The following is a 21604-nucleotide window of genomic DNA, read 5'->3' as shown; positions in this document are numbered from 1 at the left end:
TGAACAATACGTGACCTTCTTTTGTCGCTCATTCATAAAATCCAGATTATTTATCATGATTATAGACTTGTTCTTTATAACGTATTAGAACTGAACAGCAGACTGCCCAATACCGTCATGAAGGACAATTTTCTTATATATTGGATGGCTTTCTAATTTCCATTCCAAATTACATGTGCCAATCACGAATCCACTGTTTAGGTAACTCTAACCTTGACTGTTTAAGTGCCACGTAGTATTGACCTTGATGAATACCTTCATGTTGTATTACTGTCCCTAATAATTCGATGATTGTGAGTGACTCTTCCCCCATTTTTATGGATTCAATTTTTGTTTGTTTGAATTCTACTATGAGCTCTTCCATACTCCGCTCTAATTCATAAATCAACGTGTTTTCTTCGGCTGGCATTTTACCAGGAAAATAAATTATTCCTGTTTTCAGCCCGTCACGATAAACATCTCTAACTCGAACCATATGTCTAAAGAGTTTTCTCAATGTCCCCAACTCTGATACTAATTGAAGGTCCCAATAACTTTCTGGAATTTCCTTAGCTAACGCGTTAGTCATTTTTGCAGCATATAATAATCCATTTGTATCCATATTATCTACTCCGTGACTTAATAAGATTAAATGTCTGTCTAGAAAAACTAATATGTACTCTTCCTAGTAATCATCTCAGTTACATAAGTAATCCATGGATGCCCCTTTGGGAACTGCTCAGCTAATGAATCCTTTAACCATGTTAAATCTGCATTTGTTAGTTTTGGTAGCACGTTTTTTAAATCAATATGATCTTTTTCTCTTAAAACGGAACTCCCACCTTTATAGAGGAGTTGAATTTCTGGTCTTAAATAAGGAACTCCACCAGAAGATTTATGTCCAATATTTTTTAAGGCTTTTCTCACCGTATTTTTTCGTTTATAGATCCACTCTTCCCCAACTGTATCTAAAATCATTACTTGAAATGCCCAAGTTGAACTACCTCTTTGCTTAACCCAAATATTATCGTATTGAATGTCCAATTCATCATTTTTTTCCCACTCGATGAACTGTCCTTTCGTTGCTTTATACATTATCCAGTCATCATATAAATACTTTTTTAAAGGTAAGTGATCACGCCTTAAAATAACAATATCAATATCTTCATGTCCTCTTGTTTCTTCTCCTAAATAAATGTCTAACGCCCAGCCTCCAGCAATCCACCAATGAATAGGTATCTTATTAAATGTTTCTGTCACTTCACTCACAGAAAGTGGTTTCCAAATATCCGACATCTCCCCCATAAATTCACCTCTCGCTACTTATTTTTATAAATTTTGAGATAAACGAATCAATCCCGATACTGTATGCCATTTTCAAAAATATCTTCATCGTAATGTTTAATGAAAAAGTTTATATCAATACTAGTTATCCTAAAACTACATTTTTGATAAAGCGGATGTTGTCCAATGCTTGAATTATTTTTTGAGAAGGGTCTGCTAATAACAACAAATCAATAGGCAAGCAATCTCCGATGGTTACAGAAGCGAATTCTATTAGCTATTAACTTATTTATACTTTTCTTTATTTATTTCCTCTTTTAAATGGAAGCACTTCTCTAAATCAATATCATAAACATTTGCTAAGCTGATAACATAATACAGAACATCATATAGTTCTTCTTCAATGGTTCCTTTAATTGTCCCTTGTTGTTCCAATCGTTTATCCTTACGCAATACCTCGGAAAGTTCCCCAACTTCTTCAATTAACTTCTGAAAATAAGCGTTCTTTAATTCTGGTTTGTAATCCTTATCCTTAATGTAATGTTGCAATTCTTTCATCGTAATATTCTTTTCCATTTTATCTCCCTCTTTTAGCGTACGAACAAAACCATTTTCTGGTGAACGAGACTTAGTTAAAGATCTTTTAGCGGCATAAAGTCAGACGGATTTAATTCTTCTGATTCAATGACGATTGCCGTAAGTCCAGAATTGGTGGATGTTTCGTGCCCTTCACCTTGTTTCCAATAAATCGCATCACCTGTTTTTACTCTTATTTTGGGAGAATCATCACTTTGTACCCAACCTTCTCCAGCAACAACAAGAAGTAATTGAGGAACAACGGCATGATGATACCCAATGATTCCGTTAGCTTCTAAATGCATACAACCAATTTGAACATCTTTTTCCGTTTTTACAATACGTGACATGACAAAATTAGATTGAAAATGAGTCACTTTTTTTCCAACTTCTTTATCAAATCTAAAAAGTTCCATATCGTTCTCCTTGTATTAGCATTGTTTTTATGGGATTAATTTGCTCCATGATCATCGATCAAGCTGTTAAGATATTTTAATATTAACATTTTTTCCTTTATTTTGATAAAAAAGACTTTAGTAACTTCTAATTCAATCTTTCTAGTAGTCTACTTGTAAACAATCGTACAAAAGCTTGGATAGCAATATAAACGAATGCTGAAAGTACTATAACCATTACTGGCGTCAATGGTGAAAACCAATAAGCATGTTCCTCTGAAATGAACATTACTGATAAAAAGCCGTGGGTTACGACAACACAAGCATTAACAATGATGAACCAATGGAGTGGGATTTTACTAGCTAATACTCCTATAATGACAGCAAAAGCAACATAAAAAATAAAAAAATGATTCCCGTATGTAACGAAAGGTATATCACCGTAAAACCTTTCAGAATATTCCAAATAAGTGATAACAAAAGGAATATGTAATAGTGAAAAAATAACAAATAATATTCGCATAAACCCTCCATTTTTTGAGTCTTCAGTAAGTTACTCGTATAATTGTTTTACCTAACAAATATCTCTTCTATAATGGAAGCTTTCCTTTCTAGTTATGGATAGCATAAATTGTTTCATTCACCATATCTCGTAAGTCATCAAATGATTAACCATAACCATTTGAATATACTATTAGCCTTTATCATATAATTCTTTCTTAATATCAAAATTCATTCTCCCATCGCGATATTTAGAGAATGGATCGTCTACTTCAATCACCCATACTTTTCCCTGCCAGAGGTCGACTATTTCAGACCGTTCAACCCTCTCCCCATCTTGCTCAACGTTAAGTAAAATTTCGAGAACAAATGAATGTCCATCTTCATACCTAATATTTTCAATTTCATAATCTAAAACTTTATAATTACGTTCGTTTAAATACTCAACTTTCTCCATAAAAAACGCTTTCGCTTTTTCGTCGCTCAAGGATGTGCCTTCAGTTGGATGTTTTTCTTCTATATAATCATACAAATACAGTTGTTCAAATGCCTGATCATAATCTTCTTGTATAAGAGCATAATAGTAATCTCGAGCAGCACTCTTTGCTTTATATTCTTCAATGAAATTACATCCGATGAGAATAAGAACTAATGTGAAAAATGCCATAATTAAAATAATTTTCTTCATACTACTCCCCCCACATCCTTTATAATATTTCTTTATGATATGTATTTCAAAGAATTGTTCCTAAAAAATGTACGAGAGCTTTTTTTCTGTGTCACTCGCTCCCGTAATATTAAGAAATTCAGCCTATATGTTAAGACTGAATTCACTTCTCAAGCCTATTTATTTTTGAATCAGGTTAAGTTGTATAATCGACAAATTAAAGCGGTCTATCCATTGTTTGAACGAGAATGGAGACCCTTGTAACGCTTTGCTCACCTTGCCTCCTGAAAAACGACCGTTCGTTCCCTTGCTAAATTGAACAAGAATTGAGAGAAAGGGCAAATACCTTTAACAGAGCCTACTTTTAACCCCTCCTAGCCCTCTTGCTTTTCCTTAACCAAAATAACGCCAATCAAGCCAATCGTGGCGAAGATCACAGGAGTGATGAAACCATAATAATATCCATCACTTATACTTCCAGAAACGATTTGGAAAAGATCCAACACTTTTCCAAAAATACTTGGCAGCAATACGGCACTTAGAAACCCTCCCGTATTCGCAAAGCCTGAAACTAAGCCTGATTCCTTTATAGGAAACGATTGACGAACGGCAGCAAACGTTAAAGCATTTGCTCCATATGCGAGGCCTATAATAAAGAAAAGAATTGTTAACAATGAACTTGGCGGATTCCCATGAAAAATAAGAAAGATCGACCAACTGAGTAGAAGAATAATATGAACGACAATATACGGTCGTTTAATCATTCCTAGCCGACTAGAAATCCAGCTTGCTAGCGGCGCACCGATCAGAGCACCAACTAGACCGATCATGACAAGTTGACTTGCCTCTGTTCTTGTCATGCCGTAAATAGTCATTCCATAAGGTACGCCCCATGAACTAATAAATCCTATATACGTTCCGACAATCCCAAAGTGACATAAAAATAACGCCCATGCTTGCCGGTTCGAAAATATTCTTCGTAATATCACCCATGTTTTTTCACGCTGCCTGTCATTTTTTATAAAAAACGATTGTTTTGGCTTTTTTAAAAGGACAACATAAAGGAGTATGCTACACAAACATAAAAGTAGCCCTATCGAAAAAAAGGCTGGTCTCCAACCGAGAAAGTCAATCAATAAAGCAAATGGAACGGTTGCGACAAGAAAACCAAGGCTTCCTGTCATGGCGACGATCCCAATTAATCGCGTAAACTCCTTTGCATGGAACCATTGACTTAAAATGATCACCATATTGACCCAGATCGTCGCATCGCCAACACCAATCAACATTCTCGCCAAAAATAAGACATATTCATGTGTACCAATACTATAAAAAATGGTCCCTACTCCTGTAAGAAGTGCGCCACTTATTAGAAAGAAGTTTGGCCCAAAACGATCAGCCATTAATCCCATCGGAATTTGCAAACCTGTGTATACAAAAAATTGAATACTAACGAGTAATCCAATTGTTGTTGCCGTGACCTGAAAATCCAACATAAGTTGGTCAGTAATCAAACCCGGAGCCGTTCGTTGGCTCGACATAATTAAATACGTAAACAATACAGAAGCAAATACAACCCACCTAAACCGGCTATTTTGTTTATCCATTAATACCTACTCCTGAAGCGCGGGGACGGTTCTTCCGCTTCCTTTCCTGCTTAAACGTTGATATGGCTATGAGATTGACATGAATAAATAAGTAAACAATATAGAAACAAATTCAAACCATCTATACCCGCTATTTTTTTGAAATGATCTTTCCTCTGTTAGGCTTTTAGTCTATATGTATGTTTTTTCAGTTACGGTAGGAACCGTTTTTTTATAAGTACTTGTATGGATTGAATATGGATTGAATTTGTATCTTTTATTGTCTCGCGTGCGATCATTTCTTCTCACGTGCGATGATTTCTTCTCGCGTTCGATCATTCCTTCTCACGTGCGATAATCTCTTCTCGCGTGCGATGATTTCTTCTCGCGTGCGATCATTCCTTCTCGCGTGCGATCATTCCTTCTCACGTGCGATAATCTCTTCTCGCGTGCGATGATTTTCTTCTCGCGTGCGTTCATTTGTTCTCGCGTGCGTTCATTTGTTCTCGCGTGCGATCATTTGTTCTCGCGTGCGATCATTAATCTGGGTGCAATCTTTAAAAAAAGAAAAAACAGCCTTAGAAAAGGCTGCTTCAGTTTAGCCGGCGTATTTGATTCCAGCAGTTTTAATATTATTTATATCCCCTGAACTGCAAGGTGTTACCGCATAGGTCATTTCACAGTTTGGACAATTCATAATTACTTTCGTAAAAGAAAACGTCTCTCCACACTCACAATTAATCTTATGTTCTACTTTTGGAGCGAACTGATCCTTCCCTTTACTCTTTACGTGATCAACGACTTCTTGTCCACTTTTTAAACTACTGCAACCACCACTCATATGATCTCTCCTTTATATTTTGGACTTGGATAAAGGATAGCATAGAGAATTGAAGATTTATGTGTCCAAGATCACAATTTTCCAAATCTATACCAGACGCTTTTTTCATTTTTATGCTCCAGGTAAGGTAATCTCACGTGCGATAAAATCCTTCTCACGTGCGAAAAATCCTTCTCACGTGCCATCATTCCTTCTCGCGTGTGATAAATTCGTCTTGCGTGCAATTCCGCCACCCGTCTTGCATGCCAACACATTCCACGCCTTCTCCTCATATTTTATGCTCAGATTCACATGTATTTTATAGCCTTGGTAAAGATAAAAAGGAAATAATCGAATCAAAGAAGGAGGTTTCGTTTTGGGAAAATGGAATGAAGAAGGGGTTCCAAATTTAAATTTATCATCAGCAGATCTTAAAAAATCAAAATTAGTTTCAAAATCGGAGAAGAATGTGAACAAGGGTAAGACAAAAGATGAATTAATGGATAATTTACAAGGTGGGGTCCTAAGAGGAGACAATGAATTTCATGTAAGTAAAGACATATCCCCTCGTTCCTAAAATGAAACGGGGGGTCTTTTATGTACCTTTACAGACTACAAGCATGTGAATCTTATTAACATTCACATGCTTAGTCAGGAACCGACTTCATAGCTAAAACCTAAATAACAACATGTATAACACAAGCAGCCCTACTGTTGCTACCGAAGAAAGTGTGATCATCTGGCGATTTTGTTTTTTAAAGCCAACGACAACCATAATGATCGCCATAACGATAAGAAGTGTGATGAAGATCTTCATTAACATCCCTCCACTTGATTATTACCAATAGTCTAACATGATCTGTATTAGCTTAGACAAGATATATGCCTACTCAAATGCTTCTCGTTAAACCGTATGACCCTTTTTAAAAAATACTTAAGTCCCATTCATCTGCTAATGTTTTCAATAGCTTTACTCCTGCTACACTGTTGCCATAATCATCAATTGCCGGCCCATAAATACCGATCCCACAACCGTTTTGGAATGGTTGTCCCATTGATCTTGGCCGAGGAATGACAGAGGTCATAATACCTCCAGACACACCGCTTTTGGCTGGTACTCCAACAAAAGCCGCAAATTTTCCAGAAGCATTATACATGCCACAAGTAAGCATTAGAGCCTTTGCCAACTTAGCAATTTTTTTCGGTATCACTTGCTCTTTTAAAAAAGGGTGATATCCATCTAGCGAGATCACGAGTCCAATCAGAGCTAAATCCTCTGAATCGACTTCAATTGAACACTGTTTCAAATAAACTTCTAACGCTTCATCTACTTCTAATTCTAAATAGCCTGTTTCTTTTAAATAATAAGCTAAAGCACGATTTCGATTTGCTGTATTCCATTCTGATTGAAACACTTCAAGGTTCATACTCGGAGTTTTCCCCGTTATTTGTTGTATAAATGAAAATAAATAATCAATTTTATTTTGTGGTGTATCACCAGGAAGAATGGATGATACCGTGATAGCCCCTGCATTGATCATCGGATTAAAAGGTCTGCCGGAATTATGCATCTCAAGGCGAACGATCGAGTTGAAAGCATCACCAGTTGGTTCTACATCGACCCGGTCCAATACATAGTTCGTTCCTCTCCCTATGCATGTCGCCATAAAACTAATCACTTTCGATACACTTTGTAACGAAAAAGGAACGTCACAATTTCCAGCCTTGATCGTTGTTTGATCAGGTTCAATAATACATATTCCTAAATCTGAGGGATTTGCTTTACCTAGAGCTGGAATATAAGTCGCACATTGTCCTTCGATAGGTTGACTTTTATATTCCTCCACTAGTTCATTTACGTAACTAGCTAAATGATGGTTATTACCAAGTTTAATTACTGGTTCAAACTGACTGCGAGTTTTTAATGCTTCCACTCCACTCACCTACTCTCCCTGTTGATCATTGTTGATGAAATCAAAGTCAAAAAATAAAGGGACACCCTATTGAAATCGTAGACCGCCCTTTACTATGTACTTTTTTGTTATATTCTAATTTTTTCGATAAGCTAAAAACAGTAAATAGAGCCACTGTTTTATCATTGGCAAGCATCTATGACCCTTAGAAAATGGCCCCTAATGGAGGAAATATTAACAAAGTACATAAATACCAGCTTTATTTTCCCCCCATCGCTTGAAAAGGTCCTAAATAGACCTATATGACACCTGAAAGCGGTTACAGAAGTTAATATAACAGCTATTCGCCTTTTTAACAAGTGTTTTTCAAGGAAAAATCACTAAAAAAATGAGCCGGTTTGTTTTTCGTAAAACCACAACGAACTTGAATAAATTCACTTCAAAAGCCAAGCATATAAAAAACGGGTAAGGAGTGTTTGGTAATGGAACATCATGTTATTGATGAATTAAATTCTTTTCTAGAAGGAAACTTTATGGCCATTCATGCTTATGAAAATTACATTGAACACATCGATGACGCTAACTTAAAAGCCCATCTGCAAGAACTACAAGAAGACCATAAACAACATGCAGAAATGATTGCTAAAAGAATACAAACTCTAGGTGGTGTTCCTGTTGACGATGTAGGTCTTAAAGGGACGATCGCAGAATTTGTCGTTCATTTAAAAGGGGTTACGAAAGAAAATTCCTCGATTTTAAAGGATGCACTTGTTGGGGAAAAGCGAGGCATTAAAAAATCAAAACAAATCCTTTCAGGAGATTTAGATCATGAAAGCTTAGAGCTAGTTAAAGACATTTTAAACGAAGACGAAAAACATATTGATTTACTATCTGAAATGATTGATAACCGAGAATAGGATTTCTACTTTGCCTCCCTTGAATGATGATTTTTGCATAAATGAATAGTAGTTTTTCGGTTTTGTGGGTTCCGTTTCTTTGTGTCACTGCTCACAACATGAAACAAACGTTTCCCCTCCGAGAAGCGCTATGAATGATCAACTCTATTTCCTTTTTTCTTTTTATACCCTATGAAAATAATAGTTGCAAGCAAAGTAGCGCCCAATAAAAGTAAGAATGAAGGATGCAATACGAAGAAGGTACTGTCTTGATATTGATAACTTGAAGATGCTGCTCCCCTCTTTTTGACACGAGAATGCAACCTAAATTATGAAAAAATCTTTATTTGTTCTAATTTCACATGCTATTGACTCTGTTTTTCATATCCTTTAATGATTGACAAACCGTCTTTGTGACTTAACAAATACTCCCAATGAAGTCGATAATAAATATGATATAGCACTGATTTTGGGAGTTCTTTTTTCTCCCTATTCCCATCCAAAAAATAGATGTTGTTTTTCTTTGCCACAAGTTCTGTGGAAGAAATCGTACGTAACTCAGCATTGCTTCTCTCGATAATCACAGAGAAACCATTTTCCAATTTTTCTGATATGTAAGATCCTAGATAAACCGGAACTTTTAAAGCATATTCCTCATTATTTTCATCCAAGGTGTAAGCAATATTTAATGGAAAATGGTGATGCTGGATTTCTTCTATTGCTATCACTTTCGTTGCTGCGATGTGATGATTTACCTCTTTCCTTTGATGGCTTAAAATCGTCTCGATAAGTTCTAAGTGGTTTTTACAGTTCTCCCTGATGTCTTCCCAATAATGCTTATACTTCTTTTTCCTATTGTAATGTTGAACGCTAGTGATGATATACTTGCAAATCATATAAAGAAAGTATGCTACAAATATTAATATAGGAAAGACAAACCAATGAAGAGTGTCTACGATCGGTTCTACGTATATGAGGAAAAATAAAGTTGGTAGAGCAACGACCATTGAAATCATTAAATAGAATTGTAACCGGTTCATAAAAAATTCATATTTTTGACTATCTTTCTCCTTTGGGAGAACCTTATCTAATATCTCTTCCTCATATGCATCATAATAAATGAGCTTATCATCGAAGTTTTCCCGAAACCTGCATATTAATGAGTTGATTGTACTTAGTGCACTTTCTACTCGTTCATCGAAATGGTTCATCGAACAACTCCTCTTTACACTTTAGTTAACATAATATAATTACAGTTAATTGACCATTGGTTTTACTCCCCCCACTTAAAGCGGGCATCATCCCAACATTCATTTTAACATAAACTACCAAATTCTAGTTGTTTATGAAAACTTTTAATAATACTTCACTTCAACAAACAAACAAGACAGACCCATGCAAGTGGTCTGCCTTGTTTGTTTATTCACTATTTGCTCCAATACCTCATCCTAAATTTTTACTGACGCAGCTTGTTAGTAAAATAAAAGTCCGAAGACGATTTATTTTTTAAATGACAGCCCTTCTTCTTCTAATGAAGTTCTCATAGTAGGTAAGGAAGCGGGTCCAATACCATGAATTTTTAATATTTCTTTTTCCGTATACTTCGATAGTTCATCCAACGTCTCAATTCCTTCGTGAATCAATGCATTTCTTGCAGGCGAACTTAATTTCGCCAGGAAGCCGCTATTTGGTTCACTCTCTTTATCACAGATAGGGCAAGTTGGACACTCACTACTTTTGTAATACTTATGTCCCTTTTCACAAACCCTTACACTTTTTTCTACTGTCAATATCATCCCTCCGAAAAAAATCTGTATAAACCTTAGCATACTATATTTTACGTATTAAGATGAATCGTTTAAATTCTATTGGTTCTCCAATAATCGTATCAAAATCCAAGTCATGAAATAATGTTGCAAACATATTCGCTGAACTATATGTAGCATTCCCTATTAAAATATAAACATCACCATTAAACTTTGGCGTGTTAACTCGCTTTTCTGAAAGTGCAAGTAAGCAAAGGGGTTATGAACGATTTGTATCTTCACTGCTAATCCTGGTATTTCAATTTCCTTAACATAATACTATTTGCAATGACTCCAATTAATCCTGTAAACGCAAGAAGGTATGCAACAAACAAAGGTGTTGAAGAAAGTGAATCAGTAAGTATTCTAAACATACCAACAGTAAAAATAAGTAAACTAGCAACAAGTGTAATCAATGTTCGCGTTTTATTCATCAGTTTGCAATCCCCCCATTATCACTCCGCTTCGTACGGTAAATAAATATCATTTAACACCCATTTCCATTCGTTATTTTCATATATTAAGAATTCTGTCCGATCACTATCTACCTTTTTTATTGAATAAACATTAAAAGTTTTACCACTAAATTTGTTTTGTACCTTAAACAACATTTTATTTTGTTCAATAAGTCCCTTTTGTCTTGCGTTAATAGAAATACTGACAAAAACTAATATAATAACACCAATCATTGTTATAAATTCCATAAATGTTCCTCCATTATTGTCTTAAAATCCATCCTCTTATATTAACATCATTTTCCATTATAGAGGTTAGAAAAACAAGTTGTATAAATTACAGCCAGTGATTTTACTAACACTCCCAACTGTTGAAGCAGGAATTTTTTAACCCGTTTAATATCCAAGAGTCAATTGTAAATGGTCATCATATTCAGTTACTTTTTTTCGGCTATTACTACTTCATAAGCATTTTCTTCACTACAAGCAACTAGTAGCCCGCTAATTATAAGAATAAATAAACATAATAGATATTTTCCTATTTTCAATATAATTCTCTCACAAAAGTGTTAGACCCTGCTTTCGGTTGGAACTTCTGATTTTTCCTACTGTATCTTAGCATCCCGTTCGTTTAGTATCTAATAACATTCGAAACTCTATAGAATCACTGACAGTTTTAATTTTTCTTATTTTTTTAGGGAAAATGGTATATGACAAGCTATAAATGGTGTCAATAATAAAAATTAGACTCCATAATGTACTGACCTGTGCTACAAATTCATTATTAAGTAAAGTTATATTCGAAAAATCAAATAAAGCCGTTAAAAATTCAATATAATCCATGGAATTAATACCATAAACAAACCAAAATAGTGATTGAACACCAATATATATCATTAAATGTATATACCACCAACGTCTATTAGTTATAGCGACGTATTTAGGGTCATTACTTTTCTCAATTGCGATCAAATCTTTCTCCGTTAATAGCTGAACTCCCCTCCAGTTCCCTACTAACTTTTTAACTTTACGGTCTAACCTCTTAAAATCATGAATGCCAAACGTAAATGCATATATGATAAAAATAATAATGACGATTTGAATGGTCGATATCTCGCCAGTCTCTTGATACACCAACCAAACCAAGAATGCTTCAAATATCGTAGCTAATATAATGAAAGATAAGAACAAAAAACTAAGTGTTTGTTTCTTTGTTGCATATCGTAAAAACAAAAATAAGAGTATAGAGATAACTGTGACTATTTCTGCTATAACAAAAGCTTCCAATTGGAATTTGATTAACAAATCAAACATAAAATATCCTCCAAAATAAGATTCAAGCCTTTCTAACTCAATTTTTTTTACAAGTGTTCAGTATTATTACGTTTGGAAGTTAAAAAAGTTTCATCGACTCGCCATCACTATTCTATGCAATTTGTCTTCTCCAATCTAAACTCCAAACTCCCGCGATTCGTATACGTAACTTATATCAATTATTATGGTCGAGTACGATGTTGTAACCGTCAAGTAAAATTGAACACTTTTTGCTAATTAATTTTGAACACTTTCATTTCCAAATATGGTTTTTCGATATTTCATTCGATGGCTATCCTCGTTCATATGAATAACCTCTGCACGATGAATTAAGCGATCAAGAATAGCTGCGGTTATACTTGGGTCCCCCATTAATTCACCCCAATCACTTGGGGCTTTATTTGAAGTGATAATAATTGATGCACTGTTATATAGATCATTTATTAAATGGAAGAACAAGTTTGCTTCTCTTTGATCCATCGCCATAAACATCATGTCGTCAATAATGACTAAATCTGAATTTCTTATACGTTTCATTCTTGTTTGTGATTTCTTCGTTACTTCTTCTGTTTTTAACGTGTGTATCATTTCTCCCATTGAAATAAAACTCACTTTATACCCCTGATGAATGGCTTCAATACCTAACCCTACCGCAAGGTGAGTTTTACCCGCACCTTGCGGTCCTAATAAGATTAAATTAAATAATTGCTCTATCCAAGTTAGTTCTTTCAATTGATGATATTGCTTTTTACTTAACGATGCTTGTTCATCTAAGTTAAATTCATTTAATGTCTTGTGGAAGGGGAATGTCGCCCATTTCATATGTTTTTCTATCAACTTTTCCTCTCGACACTTTTTTTCATAAGATAGAACGTCTAATAAAAAGGTTGTATAAGATGCATCGTTTACTTCTGCTTCTTTGATTAAGTCAGTAATGTTCTTTGACGTTTCAGAGAACCGCAGAGATTTTAATAATTCTTCTGCTTGCTTTATTGGTTTCATAGGTCATCACCTGCCAAAACCGAAACATACTCCTTAATATCTCTTGTAGCTGGCTTTACACTCATGAGTGATTCACTTTCTTCATAAAGTGGTTTAATCCTGTTTGTCTGCTGAGGGAGTGTAATGTTCAACGGTCGTTGTCGGTCAAGGTACTGAACCATATCGCTAAAATCTGTTGCACAAAAGAGCTTCTGCTTTACACATTCCATCAGTGCACAATTGACGATCTTTCGATCATTTTTCTTTAATACCTTTGAAATGATTTGAAGCTGGTCTCTAATGTAACGAGGATATGCTGTCCGTACACCTTGAAGAAAGGAAAAGGCAAGTTCATTGTCGTCAAATTGTTCCACAATGGACTCAATAAAACTATCGATTCCTTTCGTACGATCCCGTGTATGTTGGCGATCTTGAATGAGCTTGCCTTTTTCAGAGGAGAGTGGATGTTTAGCTAACACTTCTCCTGTGGCAATATCACAGATGACGATTTGATTATTCTCAAGTATCGAAACCGTTACGGTTGGATTTTTCTCAAATGTCCCTAGTGGCACAGAATAACGGTTTGACTGATAATAAATCGTATTGTCCTTTCGTACTTTCCTTGATATACTTGAACTACATTGGTTATCAATAGGAAAACTATTGATAGGTGAAGAGATCGGTCGTAAGTGTTGCTTTTCCAGGAGAAACACTTCGATTGGTCTCTTTTTTGTTGTGTTATGAACCTTATAATTTCCTGTTCGTTCCAGCCAAGCTAAGCCATCCTCATTCCATTTATCTATACCGTGAAACACCCGATGTTTAGCGAAATTTGATTTAATATAACCTACTACATTTTCGATTTTACCTTTGCTCTCTGGATCGGCCTTTCGACAAACCCACATGTTTAGCTTCCTTTCTTCCTTATACGCTTGAAATTCCTTTGTTAAAATCACATCTCCACCATTTTCACTGACAACCAACAAAGCATCTTGGTCATAAACAATCTCTCTCGTAATACCTTCAAAGTATTGAAAGGCATTTTCGTGAGCGCGAATGACATCTCTTGTTGTAAAAGGACGATCCAGCCATTCTTTATACTTGTATCTAGAATTGGACATCACGAAGGCAATAAAACGAAGTTTTACACTGTTTCCATTACTAGACTGTTGATTGGTCTGTCCAAAGTCCACTTGCATTTGATCACCCAATGGTGGGTCAGGAATGGCTTCATATGTTCGAGGGACTGATTCCTTAGGAATGTTGTATTCATTTCGTAATTCCCTAACATAACTTCTAACTGTACTCTCGGCAACGTCTTCAACCCCATGTTGTTCTTGCAGCCAATCTAATACTTGAGAGGCAGACATATCTCGATGTTTCTCCAACCAAGAAAGGATAACATCTTTATAAGGATCTAACTTCTTCGCTCTTCCTTTTTGTTGAAGCATCCACTCATGCATATCACTAGGTGACTTTTTCAAATAACTATATACCGTAGTTCTTGAAACTCCTAGTTTTTGCGCAACCTTTACTTTACTGAAACCTTGCTTTAATAACTGCTGAATTTCCATGTACATTTCCCACTTATCCACCTTTTTTACCTCCATCACAATATATCTCAAAGGATAATCATACTGCGATATGAGGCTTTATTTTCAATCCTTCTTTTGGTAAATAAATGTTCAATTTTATCAAGCGGAAACTGTCCACTTTAGTTTATCAGTCACAGATGTTCTCTCTTTTCAACAAATATAAAACATTTCGATTATCTTTTAAAATTTTTATGTACATATTCACTCATCTCACCTGAATCGTACGATCAATGTAAGGTGACTACTTTAATCATATTGTTGATTTTCTTCACAAGATTTTACTAGACTTTCACTCGCTATAAAGGTTCATAAAGTGTATTGTTAAGACCTTAACTTAATTCGATTCATTCCAAAAAAGTTGATGAACCGTTAAATCATATAGAAGAAGTTGAAACATAGAAAAGGTAATAATGGGTAAAATGAAATAAATAACCGTAACATACATACCTTCCAATGTACCAGAGGCTTCTAAACCATGTGCTGTTGCCTCCATAACTAGTGACAACATGATTGCTGAAGCGATACTAAAAGATAGTTTTAAACCGTTTCTCTCTGTTCTTGCGTCCCCCGAGCAACCAACACTTACAATGATTAAAATTACCATTAAAATAAATACCATCTTATCCCCCCTTAATGGAACCTCAACTATTTTCTTTTGATATTATATTAATCTTGATTAAATACACCATTTAAAGTTTACAAACTTTAAAGTTTGCCCATTCATTTTAAATTCTTCTTCACTTGTTTTTATATGCTTAAAACCGTTTTTCAATAATACTTTTTGGCTCGCGATGTTATTCGTTGTCGTTTGAGCGAAAATCTTTTTTATCCCTAGATTACTCGCTTTTTCTAATAACAGCTGCAATGCTTTGTACGCAATTCCTTTACCAGTATAAGCTTCTCCTACTCTATAACCGATATGACCTGAATTCTCTGATTTATCAATATCTATTACGTTCATTCTCCCAATTATTAACCCATCTTTATCTTTAATTAAATAAAAATAGGATAACCCTTGTTCTTGTTCCTCTAATAAGGCTTGATGACGTTCTTTAAAACTTTCAAAAAGATAATAATCATTACCACGGCTAGGTACCATTTTTTCGAAATAATCTCTGTTTTCTCTTTCAAATTCAAATAATTGTTCAGCGTCTGCCCATTTTAATTTTTCAATTGTAATCTCCATGAGACACCCCTTCTATGTAAAACCTTTCTCAACATTTTTTAAATATCTCGCCAACTTTTCTTGAACAACTCAGACTAGAAAAAATATTCGGGTTATTCATCACCGTTTTTCCACCAAATATCTTTATCAGACCGAATCAATTTCATAAATGAAAATAATATGTAAAATTCCGAATGATGAGCGTGAACTCCACTTCATACGGGCGCTTTCCCGAGGGCTTGTCTTCAGCTGTGAAACAAAAGTAGCGAATGCTTTTGACGCGATCGCATGTTAGTAAACTGCGTCATCCTTGAGAAACTATAATTCACGTTTATTCACAAACTCCCAATACGATTAATTAAAGTGCTTTGAAGTGATGTTAAGAAGATTAGTTGTTTTTCTTCATTTTTAGAATGTTTTTTGAGTTCTTTAGCATACCAAGTAACCCAAGCCCTTTTTTCGCATCTCTATTTAATTTCTTATCTGCAACCTTCAAAACTTCCTTATCAGCGGAAGAATAATTACCGGAATTAAACATAGGTTGAGGATCATATTCTATGGTAAGTTGGATAGCCTTGGCTTCTAAATCACCCACAATTTTATTTGATAAATATAAAGCCATATCAATACCTGCTGAAACTCCAGCAGCAGTTATATATTTCCCTTGCTCAACAACTCTCTCTCTTGTAGGTATGGCACCAAAATCGCTTAATAAATTTATGGGTTTCCAATGCGATGTTGCTTTTAATCCTGACAACAATCCAGTTGATGCTAATATAATAGAACCTGTGCATACAGATGTTGTCCATTTTGTTCGTTTGTCTAATTCTGTAATCCAATTTAACACGTTTTCTTTTTTCATTTCCTTCATAAACCCTACAGGAGAACCTGGTATGACTAAAATATCCGCATAATTAATATCATTAATACTATATTTGGCATTAATATCTATAAACCCTGAATCTGCCTTAATTTCACCTTTTTCTTCTGCCACAAATAAGATTTCAGTATCGCTGATATTCCTTAAAACTTCATACGGTCCAATAGCATCAAGCATAGTCATACCGTCATATACATAAATAATTACCTTCATCGCTTCCCCCTTTTTAATAAATGTTCTTATTTATTCTAATTTTCACCTTCAAAATTATCCCAGTAAGCACGACAACTTGTTCTACTACTTCTTTCGCTAAGTACTCCGCTAGTTCAATAATAATGTTTCTTCCTCTTTCTCCCCATTTCCAATCCATATAACAGTCAACTCACATGTGCTGTCATTATCTGAATATGGTATTCCACCTTCAAATAGAAATGTAAGCTTTGAATCGTCTTAATATAAAACTTCTTTCCCTTCTGAATTAAACCTACTTAAAAAATATTCAACTTCTATATCTTCGTCATATTTAAAGTTGGGAGTTAAATTAATTTCGCCATTTGAGTCTAATGGTTTCATAATTATAGAACCACATTCGGAAGATACAGACACTTTAGTCGTAATTAAAGCTTCCGCTTCCCAATTTTCACTCGTCCCAATAAGGTTTAGTTCAGCTTCTTCTATCTTTTGGTTAGATGATCTATTTTCACTACAAGCAGTCATAAAAAGGAATATAAGCATAGCGGATGTTATGACAATTCCTTTAGTCATTCGGTTAATCACCCATTTATGATTTCAATATACAGGAATGCTTCCTGTTAGTTGAAGATAAATTATTAATAACCAGTCATCATATTTCGAGTTTTGTCATATGTGAAGATTTCAGTTTGAATCCTCGTACTCTTGTTATTTATCCTCAATATTAGTTGTTCTTCATTTTCACCTCGAGTTATTGTAACGAGATAACTACTTCGTCCTAAATAATCTACATCCGTAATTTCATTTGTTCTTGCATAATACAAATCATCAAGACTACCCTCTTCTGGTTGAAACAATCCAGACTCTTTTACTATTTTTTCAGCATTTATATAATGGTATAAATTAAAAGGTCCTGTGGTTAGAAAAACAATGCTGGTCACGACTAATAATGAAGCTAAAATAATGAATAGTTTCTTCATTACATTCTTTAACCTCCCCCGTACGCATTATTAACTTATATCAATTATTATGATCGAGTACGATGTTCTCTTTTTTCAACAAATAACAAAATAAGTGTTGCTAATGGACCTAAAACTAGAGAAAGCAAAAACCAGTTTAACCCGGTCCTATTCTTCCCTTGTGCAAGTGCAGCATTTATCAACGCCAGTGTACCCCAACCAACAAAATATTGCTCACCCATTCATGATCCTCCCATCTTTTCTTTCGATAGATTCATAGCTCCCACTTCCCGCTTGTTAAATGACTATCTCCTAATCTATACAATCTCACTAATCCAACAAACAGGATCTCTGTGGGAAAGCCATTTTCCTCTTATTGTACAAAACTCAATAACCATCGATCATTTTAGCGTCTACCTCATAAACATATGCTAGTATCCAGTCATAATTTAGAGAACTAGTTTCATCTTATCAGTCTTTCAATTTCACCAATTGCCTTATGACGTTTATTAACATAAATCTAACACCTTTTCTTTCATAGGAAAAATCATTAAAAGTACCAATTACATAAGTATCCATCTTAGGATGGTAAAACAAATAAGCTCCTGTTGCACCTGCATGTCCCCAGACATTAAATGCTTTTGGCATAAGTAGTGGCACTGTTTTAAACTGCATAATGCCATAGCCATACTCAATTCCTAAACCATATTTCGCTTTATCATTCATCATCTTCACAAGTGTTTTCTTTTCGATTAACTGACAAGTGACTAATGCTTGCATAAATTTCAACATATCTTCTCTAGTTGATACGATTCCGCCACCTGCATAATCGAGACCGGCATACCCTTTGTAATTTAAGATGTTCTTTTTACCGAAATAAAAATCTGCTAAAGGTTGCGTATTTTTATCTAACGGTTCAGAGTAGTTCAGAATAGATGAATTCATCATACCGATGGGGTGAAAAATGTATTGTTCTATCGCTTCATGAAAAGGCATGGCTGTTATTTTTTCTATAATTAATCCCAATAGATGATAGTTTGTATCAGTATATTTGAAGCCGTTACCTGGTGGAAAATGAGGTTTTTGATATGTTTTTGCCCAAGTGATTGCCTCTTCTGGGCTTATCGTAAAGCTTGGATTATCCAAAAGCTGTTTTAATAATGGTCGGAAATGATCATACAAACCTGATGTTTGATTAAGAAGATGTTTGATTTGGATGTCATTTGAATAATCTTTTCCTTTATAAACGTGAAGTTTATTGACTAATTCTTGATCTAAATAATTTGTAATTCTGTCTTCAAACGTTAATTGATTGTTTTCGTATAAGATACTAATCAAAACGGACGTAAATATTTTCCCCACACTTGCCATATATGCTGGCTGGTTTAGTTCCATTGCGCCTTCTGCGATATTTAAATGGATGCCTTTCTTTTCTGAATGAACAAGTAAACATGCACTTTTTAAGTTTTTGTCTTTTTGTACTTGTTTTCTGAATGAATGTTCAATTGAACGAATGATTTTTTCATTTTGTTGCACGAACATCCCCTCCTTTATTCTATTCGATTAACCTGTCGCCTTAACGATAGATTAAATTTTCTTTACTACACTTCTTTAAATTTTTACTGCCTTATGACTGTCTAAAGTTCACTTGAGGGGTAATAATAGTATTAGAAAAAAGTTACATTTTTTCCCACAACGCCGGTTCGCTTTTGTCAGGAGGAGACCACATGAGTTCACAAAGAGAAAAGTTCGCTACAAGTTATTTAATATTTGGATTAATTAGAGGGCTGAATTTCGAAATTGAAAATGATATCCGACAAGTTTTAAAAAATAATGAATTAACTTTTCCAGGTTTTCGTGTTTTATGGATTCTCTATTTTGATCCAAATATAAGCATGAAAGAACTTACATTCCTTGCGCAAACAAATATTTCAAATGTGTTTCGACAACTAATGAAATTAAAAGAAGACGAATTGGTTATTATTGAGAATGACGATGATGCTCGAATCAAGAAACTATCTTTAACAGAAGAAGGAAAAAATATCGTCCAACATTTTATTACCATAAATACTACTGACTCTATTTTACAAATTATGCATGTCATCGATAAAATTCCTAAACAAGACCTGCAAACATTTGTTGAAGTTTCTTCTTTCTTAAGTGATGAATTAATTGGAAAAAAGTTCGGTGAATTCATAACTAAGTCTTCATCCGACATCATCAGTGAACCAACATCAAAAACTTAATGGTTATAGTGATAAAAGCCGATTTTTACAAGGGTTAATAAGAAAGCCCCTTGTGATGTCGGCTTAATTTAGTTCTTATAAATATCGTTTTTTCTCATCTTTTGCGTTCGCAAATAATTTTGTTTTTTTGGATCATACTATTCTTATTACATTAAGGGTGAAGTAATAAAAAAGGGTGATAACTATCCAAAGAAATATATTGAGAATATCATTAGTAATAGGAGTCCTTTTATTACCCTTTGCTTTTAAAAGGGAAAATTTAAAAGAATGGCTGTTAGTGTTTTTTATGAAAGGATACATCTCAAGCTTTATTGCATCGTTTGTCGTGAAAAACAAAAACATTACGTTTCCAATCCGATTTTTACCGAAGTATTTTGATATAAGTATATTATTCGATTACTTAATTTTTCCATTGTTATGTGTGTTTTTTAACCGTACAACTTTAAAAATGAACCCTACAAAGTCCATTTTCCTTTCGTTATGTTTTAGCTTCCCAATGACACTTCTAGAGATCATATTAGAAAGACATACTGACCTCATCAAGTACAAGCGTAACTGGAATTGGATTATTACTTACTCATCTTTAGCCATGACATTTTTATTTATTCGACTGTTAATGTCGATCATAAGAAAACTAAATATAGAAAAAGAAGGTCAGAGTGATCATGCCGCAAATTTATCGAAGGCATAATAATCGTTACATGTTCGGAGTTAGAATTTCCATATTGAAATCACGGAACGAAAGATTTATCATGGATAACTGCAACGATTAACCTTTATTAAACGATGACCAATATGTATAAGTGATCCCCGCAAGTAACGCTGGATCAATGAGTGAGTCTATCGGTTCTGTATCTATCAAAACTTTTGAATTTTTGACAAAACCACTCGTTGTCGTATCACCTATTTCCTTGTTATTCATTGAGATGATCCCATTCCCCTTAAATCCCCAAGTAGTAACAATGTTAAAATGGGGATAAGACTCACTTACGAGTTCAATCTGATGTCTCTTAAATAACCCTTTTGCACCAACTACTTCCCCTACTTTATTGGTATTTTCCTCTAATATCCAAGAATGACCTTCGCGTAAAGTAAAGGATTGTTGTGTAATTTTGTATGTCGCTTGTCTAGATTCAACGATTATATTTACATCATAGATTGGACTATTTGCAGGTCTTTCGTTTTGTGGGCGAAACCATCGTCTCATTTCTCCAATGTTGACTCCATCTTGTTCAATTACTAATGCTTTTGTTCCATCAATCACTGGACGATTAAATGTGATTTTCATTTTAATCCTCCTTAAGGACTCTTTAAAAACATATATGATCATTTTTTACGTTTACATAAAAAATAAGTTTCGTTTTTTAACATTCCTTTAATTTTTTTAAAGACAAT

At 34.5% G+C, this 21604-nt stretch carries 31 protein-coding genes and 1 pseudogene; 4 read left to right on the top strand and 28 right to left on the bottom strand.

What is annotated here, in order from left to right:
- Window positions 1-169: 169 nt before the first annotated feature.
- From LGQ02_RS10375 to LGQ02_RS10335, 9 genes and pseudogenes are all read right to left on the bottom strand, one after another.
- Window positions 170-601, bottom strand: coding sequence for a DinB family protein (locus LGQ02_RS10375; RefSeq protein WP_226518075.1), 432 nt, complete (start codon window positions 599-601; stop codon window positions 170-172).
- Between the two features lie 47 nt (window positions 602-648).
- Complete coding sequence (locus LGQ02_RS10370; RefSeq protein WP_226518074.1) at window positions 649-1284, bottom strand: nucleotidyltransferase domain-containing protein; 636 nt, start codon at window positions 1282-1284, stop codon at window positions 649-651.
- Window positions 1285-1331: 47 nt separating this feature from the next.
- A pseudogene (locus tag LGQ02_RS10365) lies at window positions 1332-1460 on the bottom strand (GNAT family N-acetyltransferase); the annotation flags it as partial.
- 88 nt (window positions 1461-1548) lie between these two features.
- Window positions 1549-1839 (bottom strand): MazG nucleotide pyrophosphohydrolase domain-containing protein, encoded by a 291-nt coding sequence (locus LGQ02_RS10360; RefSeq protein ID WP_226518073.1) that lies wholly within the window; start codon window positions 1837-1839, stop codon window positions 1549-1551.
- 56 nt (window positions 1840-1895) lie between these two features.
- On the bottom strand, window positions 1896-2255 hold the full coding sequence (locus LGQ02_RS10355; protein WP_226518072.1) for a cupin domain-containing protein: 360 nt from the start codon (window positions 2253-2255) through the stop codon (window positions 1896-1898).
- 127 nt (window positions 2256-2382) lie between these two features.
- A complete protein-coding gene (locus LGQ02_RS10350; protein ID WP_226518071.1) occupies window positions 2383-2757 on the bottom strand; it encodes a hypothetical protein in 375 nt (124 codons plus the stop codon).
- Between the two features lie 171 nt (window positions 2758-2928).
- Window positions 2929-3423 carry a hypothetical protein gene (locus tag LGQ02_RS10345; RefSeq protein ID WP_226518070.1) on the bottom strand — a complete coding sequence of 165 codons (495 nt, stop codon included), beginning with the start codon at window positions 3421-3423 and terminating at the stop codon, window positions 2929-2931.
- Between the two features lie 353 nt (window positions 3424-3776).
- The gene (locus LGQ02_RS10340) at window positions 3777-5009 is read right to left on the bottom strand and encodes an MFS transporter (RefSeq protein ID WP_226518069.1); all 1233 of its coding nucleotides are present in this window, start codon (window positions 5007-5009) and stop codon (window positions 3777-3779) included.
- A 577-nt stretch (window positions 5010-5586) separates the two neighbouring features.
- On the bottom strand, window positions 5587-5829 hold the full coding sequence (locus LGQ02_RS10335) for a hypothetical protein (protein ID WP_226518068.1): 243 nt from the start codon (window positions 5827-5829) through the stop codon (window positions 5587-5589).
- Window positions 5830-6184: 355 nt separating this feature from the next.
- Here LGQ02_RS10335 and LGQ02_RS10330 point away from each other — a divergent pair, with 355 nt between their 5' ends.
- Complete coding sequence (locus tag LGQ02_RS10330; RefSeq protein ID WP_226518067.1) at window positions 6185-6385, top strand: hypothetical protein; 201 nt, start codon at window positions 6185-6187, stop codon at window positions 6383-6385.
- A 93-nt stretch (window positions 6386-6478) separates the two neighbouring features.
- Here the strand turns inward: LGQ02_RS10330 and LGQ02_RS10325 are convergent, their stop codons facing one another.
- Together LGQ02_RS10325 and LGQ02_RS10320 are read right to left on the bottom strand one after the other, a co-directional pair.
- Complete coding sequence (locus LGQ02_RS10325; RefSeq protein WP_226518066.1) at window positions 6479-6625, bottom strand: hypothetical protein; 147 nt, start codon at window positions 6623-6625, stop codon at window positions 6479-6481.
- Between the two features lie 106 nt (window positions 6626-6731).
- Window positions 6732-7703, bottom strand: a complete 972-nt coding sequence (locus LGQ02_RS10320; RefSeq protein WP_226518280.1) for a glutaminase — start codon at window positions 7701-7703, stop codon at window positions 6732-6734.
- Window positions 7704-8203: 500 nt separating this feature from the next.
- Here LGQ02_RS10320 and LGQ02_RS10315 point away from each other — a divergent pair, with 500 nt between their 5' ends.
- Window positions 8204-8638, top strand: a complete 435-nt coding sequence (locus LGQ02_RS10315; RefSeq protein ID WP_226518065.1) for a DUF2383 domain-containing protein — start codon at window positions 8204-8206, stop codon at window positions 8636-8638.
- A gap of 344 nt (window positions 8639-8982) precedes the next feature.
- Here LGQ02_RS10315 and LGQ02_RS10310 read toward each other — a convergent pair whose 3' ends face one another.
- From LGQ02_RS10310 to LGQ02_RS10235, 16 genes are all read right to left on the bottom strand, one after another.
- Complete coding sequence (locus LGQ02_RS10310; RefSeq protein ID WP_226518064.1) at window positions 8983-9828, bottom strand: hypothetical protein; 846 nt, start codon at window positions 9826-9828, stop codon at window positions 8983-8985.
- 288 nt (window positions 9829-10116) lie between these two features.
- Entirely contained in the window at window positions 10117-10413 is a 297-nt protein-coding gene (locus LGQ02_RS10305) for an RNA polymerase alpha subunit C-terminal domain-containing protein (protein ID WP_404802392.1), read from the bottom strand.
- A 34-nt stretch (window positions 10414-10447) separates the two neighbouring features.
- Window positions 10448-10570 (bottom strand): hypothetical protein, encoded by a 123-nt coding sequence (locus LGQ02_RS21495; RefSeq protein ID WP_404802421.1) that lies wholly within the window; start codon window positions 10568-10570, stop codon window positions 10448-10450.
- Window positions 10571-10667: 97 nt separating this feature from the next.
- Window positions 10668-10856: a hypothetical protein gene (locus LGQ02_RS10295; protein WP_226518062.1), complete on the bottom strand. Its 189-nt coding sequence runs from the start codon at window positions 10854-10856 to the stop codon at window positions 10668-10670.
- 21 nt (window positions 10857-10877) lie between these two features.
- Window positions 10878-11126: a hypothetical protein gene (locus tag LGQ02_RS10290; RefSeq protein ID WP_226518061.1), complete on the bottom strand. Its 249-nt coding sequence runs from the start codon at window positions 11124-11126 to the stop codon at window positions 10878-10880.
- Between the two features lie 366 nt (window positions 11127-11492).
- Window positions 11493-12191 (bottom strand): hypothetical protein, encoded by a 699-nt coding sequence (locus LGQ02_RS10285; RefSeq protein ID WP_226518060.1) that lies wholly within the window; start codon window positions 12189-12191, stop codon window positions 11493-11495.
- Between the two features lie 237 nt (window positions 12192-12428).
- Window positions 12429-13193 (bottom strand): IS21-like element helper ATPase IstB, encoded by a 765-nt coding sequence (gene istB, locus LGQ02_RS10280; protein ID WP_226517847.1) that lies wholly within the window; start codon window positions 13191-13193, stop codon window positions 12429-12431.
- A complete protein-coding gene (istA, locus tag LGQ02_RS10275; RefSeq protein ID WP_226517846.1) occupies window positions 13190-14767 on the bottom strand; it encodes an IS21 family transposase in 1578 nt (525 codons plus the stop codon). The genes istB and istA overlap by 4 nt, the downstream gene beginning before the upstream one ends.
- Window positions 14768-15101: 334 nt before the next feature.
- Complete coding sequence (locus tag LGQ02_RS10270; RefSeq protein WP_226518059.1) at window positions 15102-15386, bottom strand: hypothetical protein; 285 nt, start codon at window positions 15384-15386, stop codon at window positions 15102-15104.
- A 57-nt stretch (window positions 15387-15443) separates the two neighbouring features.
- The gene (locus LGQ02_RS10265; RefSeq protein WP_226518058.1) at window positions 15444-15953 is read right to left on the bottom strand and encodes a GNAT family N-acetyltransferase; all 510 of its coding nucleotides are present in this window, start codon (window positions 15951-15953) and stop codon (window positions 15444-15446) included.
- Between the two features lie 367 nt (window positions 15954-16320).
- Window positions 16321-17025, bottom strand: coding sequence for a DJ-1/PfpI family protein (locus LGQ02_RS10260; RefSeq protein WP_226518057.1), 705 nt, complete (start codon window positions 17023-17025; stop codon window positions 16321-16323).
- Between the two features lie 13 nt (window positions 17026-17038).
- A complete protein-coding gene (locus LGQ02_RS10255) occupies window positions 17039-17182 on the bottom strand; it encodes a hypothetical protein (protein WP_226518056.1) in 144 nt (47 codons plus the stop codon).
- A gap of 80 nt (window positions 17183-17262) precedes the next feature.
- Complete coding sequence (locus LGQ02_RS10250) at window positions 17263-17577, bottom strand: hypothetical protein (RefSeq protein WP_226518055.1); 315 nt, start codon at window positions 17575-17577, stop codon at window positions 17263-17265.
- A gap of 65 nt (window positions 17578-17642) precedes the next feature.
- Window positions 17643-17984 carry a hypothetical protein gene (locus tag LGQ02_RS10245; protein ID WP_226518054.1) on the bottom strand — a complete coding sequence of 114 codons (342 nt, stop codon included), beginning with the start codon at window positions 17982-17984 and terminating at the stop codon, window positions 17643-17645.
- A gap of 47 nt (window positions 17985-18031) precedes the next feature.
- A complete protein-coding gene (locus LGQ02_RS10240) occupies window positions 18032-18205 on the bottom strand; it encodes a hypothetical protein (protein WP_226518053.1) in 174 nt (57 codons plus the stop codon).
- Between the two features lie 229 nt (window positions 18206-18434).
- Entirely contained in the window at window positions 18435-19505 is a 1071-nt protein-coding gene (locus LGQ02_RS10235) for a serine hydrolase domain-containing protein (protein WP_226518052.1), read from the bottom strand.
- Window positions 19506-19690: 185 nt separating this feature from the next.
- Between LGQ02_RS10235 and LGQ02_RS10230 the strand changes: the two genes are divergently transcribed.
- Together LGQ02_RS10230 and LGQ02_RS10225 are read left to right on the top strand one after the other, a co-directional pair.
- The gene (locus LGQ02_RS10230) at window positions 19691-20209 is read left to right on the top strand and encodes a MarR family winged helix-turn-helix transcriptional regulator (RefSeq protein WP_226518051.1); all 519 of its coding nucleotides are present in this window, start codon (window positions 19691-19693) and stop codon (window positions 20207-20209) included.
- 286 nt (window positions 20210-20495) lie between these two features.
- A complete protein-coding gene (locus tag LGQ02_RS10225) occupies window positions 20496-20900 on the top strand; it encodes a CBO0543 family protein (protein ID WP_319003536.1) in 405 nt (134 codons plus the stop codon).
- Between the two features lie 78 nt (window positions 20901-20978).
- Here LGQ02_RS10225 and LGQ02_RS10220 read toward each other — a convergent pair whose 3' ends face one another.
- Window positions 20979-21497: a hypothetical protein gene (locus tag LGQ02_RS10220; RefSeq protein ID WP_226518049.1), complete on the bottom strand. Its 519-nt coding sequence runs from the start codon at window positions 21495-21497 to the stop codon at window positions 20979-20981.
- Window positions 21498-21604 lie beyond the last annotated feature (107 nt).

The organism is Bacillus shivajii, assembly GCF_020519665.1.
In the GTDB taxonomy this organism is placed as follows: Bacteria; Bacillota; Bacilli; order Bacillales; family Salisediminibacteriaceae; genus Bacillus_CA; species Bacillus_CA shivajii.
The sequence above is the reverse complement of the archived record's forward strand: the minus strand, read 5'-3'. Positions and strand labels throughout refer to the sequence as shown.

Coding starts and splice junctions, on each gene's coding strand:
- LGQ02_RS10270 (WP_226518059.1), bottom strand. CDS start 15,386: ATGGTATTTATTTTAATGGTAATTTTAATCATTGTAAGTGTTGGTTGC.
- LGQ02_RS10310 (WP_226518064.1), bottom strand. CDS start 9,828: ATGAACCATTTCGATGAACGAGTAGAAAGTGCACTAAGTACAATCAAC.
- LGQ02_RS10250 (WP_226518055.1), bottom strand. CDS start 17,577: ATGACTAAAGGAATTGTCATAACATCCGCTATGCTTATATTCCTTTTT.
- LGQ02_RS10315 (WP_226518065.1), top strand. CDS start 8,204: ATGGAACATCATGTTATTGATGAATTAAATTCTTTTCTAGAAGGAAAC.
- LGQ02_RS10290 (WP_226518061.1), bottom strand. CDS start 11,126: ATGGAATTTATAACAATGATTGGTGTTATTATATTAGTTTTTGTCAGT.
- LGQ02_RS10240 (WP_226518053.1), bottom strand. CDS start 18,205: ATGGGTGAGCAATATTTTGTTGGTTGGGGTACACTGGCGTTGATAAAT.
- LGQ02_RS10230 (WP_226518051.1), top strand. CDS start 19,691: ATGAGTTCACAAAGAGAAAAGTTCGCTACAAGTTATTTAATATTTGGA.
- LGQ02_RS10345 (WP_226518070.1), bottom strand. CDS start 3,423: ATGAAGAAAATTATTTTAATTATGGCATTTTTCACATTAGTTCTTATT.
- LGQ02_RS10370 (WP_226518074.1), bottom strand. CDS start 1,284: ATGGGGGAGATGTCGGATATTTGGAAACCACTTTCTGTGAGTGAAGTG.
- LGQ02_RS10235 (WP_226518052.1), bottom strand. CDS start 19,505: ATGTTCGTGCAACAAAATGAAAAAATCATTCGTTCAATTGAACATTCA.
- LGQ02_RS10265 (WP_226518058.1), bottom strand. CDS start 15,953: ATGGAGATTACAATTGAAAAATTAAAATGGGCAGACGCTGAACAATTA.
- LGQ02_RS10260 (WP_226518057.1), bottom strand. CDS start 17,025: ATGAAGGTAATTATTTATGTATATGACGGTATGACTATGCTTGATGCT.
- istB (WP_226517847.1), bottom strand. CDS start 13,193: ATGAAACCAATAAAGCAAGCAGAAGAATTATTAAAATCTCTGCGGTTC.
- LGQ02_RS10340 (WP_226518069.1), bottom strand. CDS start 5,009: ATGGATAAACAAAATAGCCGGTTTAGGTGGGTTGTATTTGCTTCTGTA.
- LGQ02_RS10285 (WP_226518060.1), bottom strand. CDS start 12,191: ATGTTTGATTTGTTAATCAAATTCCAATTGGAAGCTTTTGTTATAGCA.
- LGQ02_RS10335 (WP_226518068.1), bottom strand. CDS start 5,829: ATGAGTGGTGGTTGCAGTAGTTTAAAAAGTGGACAAGAAGTCGTTGAT.
- LGQ02_RS10360 (WP_226518073.1), bottom strand. CDS start 1,839: ATGGAAAAGAATATTACGATGAAAGAATTGCAACATTACATTAAGGAT.
- LGQ02_RS10325 (WP_226518066.1), bottom strand. CDS start 6,625: ATGAAGATCTTCATCACACTTCTTATCGTTATGGCGATCATTATGGTT.
- LGQ02_RS10245 (WP_226518054.1), bottom strand. CDS start 17,984: ATGAAGAAACTATTCATTATTTTAGCTTCATTATTAGTCGTGACCAGC.
- LGQ02_RS10255 (WP_226518056.1), bottom strand. CDS start 17,182: ATGGATTGGAAATGGGGAGAAAGAGGAAGAAACATTATTATTGAACTA.
- LGQ02_RS10375 (WP_226518075.1), bottom strand. CDS start 601: ATGGATACAAATGGATTATTATATGCTGCAAAAATGACTAACGCGTTA.
- LGQ02_RS10350 (WP_226518071.1), bottom strand. CDS start 2,757: ATGCGAATATTATTTGTTATTTTTTCACTATTACATATTCCTTTTGTT.
- LGQ02_RS10225 (WP_319003536.1), top strand. CDS start 20,496: ATGAAAGGATACATCTCAAGCTTTATTGCATCGTTTGTCGTGAAAAAC.
- LGQ02_RS10305 (WP_404802392.1), bottom strand. CDS start 10,413: ATGATATTGACAGTAGAAAAAAGTGTAAGGGTTTGTGAAAAGGGACAT.
- LGQ02_RS10220 (WP_226518049.1), bottom strand. CDS start 21,497: ATGAAAATCACATTTAATCGTCCAGTGATTGATGGAACAAAAGCATTA.
- LGQ02_RS10355 (WP_226518072.1), bottom strand. CDS start 2,255: ATGGAACTTTTTAGATTTGATAAAGAAGTTGGAAAAAAAGTGACTCAT.
- LGQ02_RS10295 (WP_226518062.1), bottom strand. CDS start 10,856: ATGAATAAAACGCGAACATTGATTACACTTGTTGCTAGTTTACTTATT.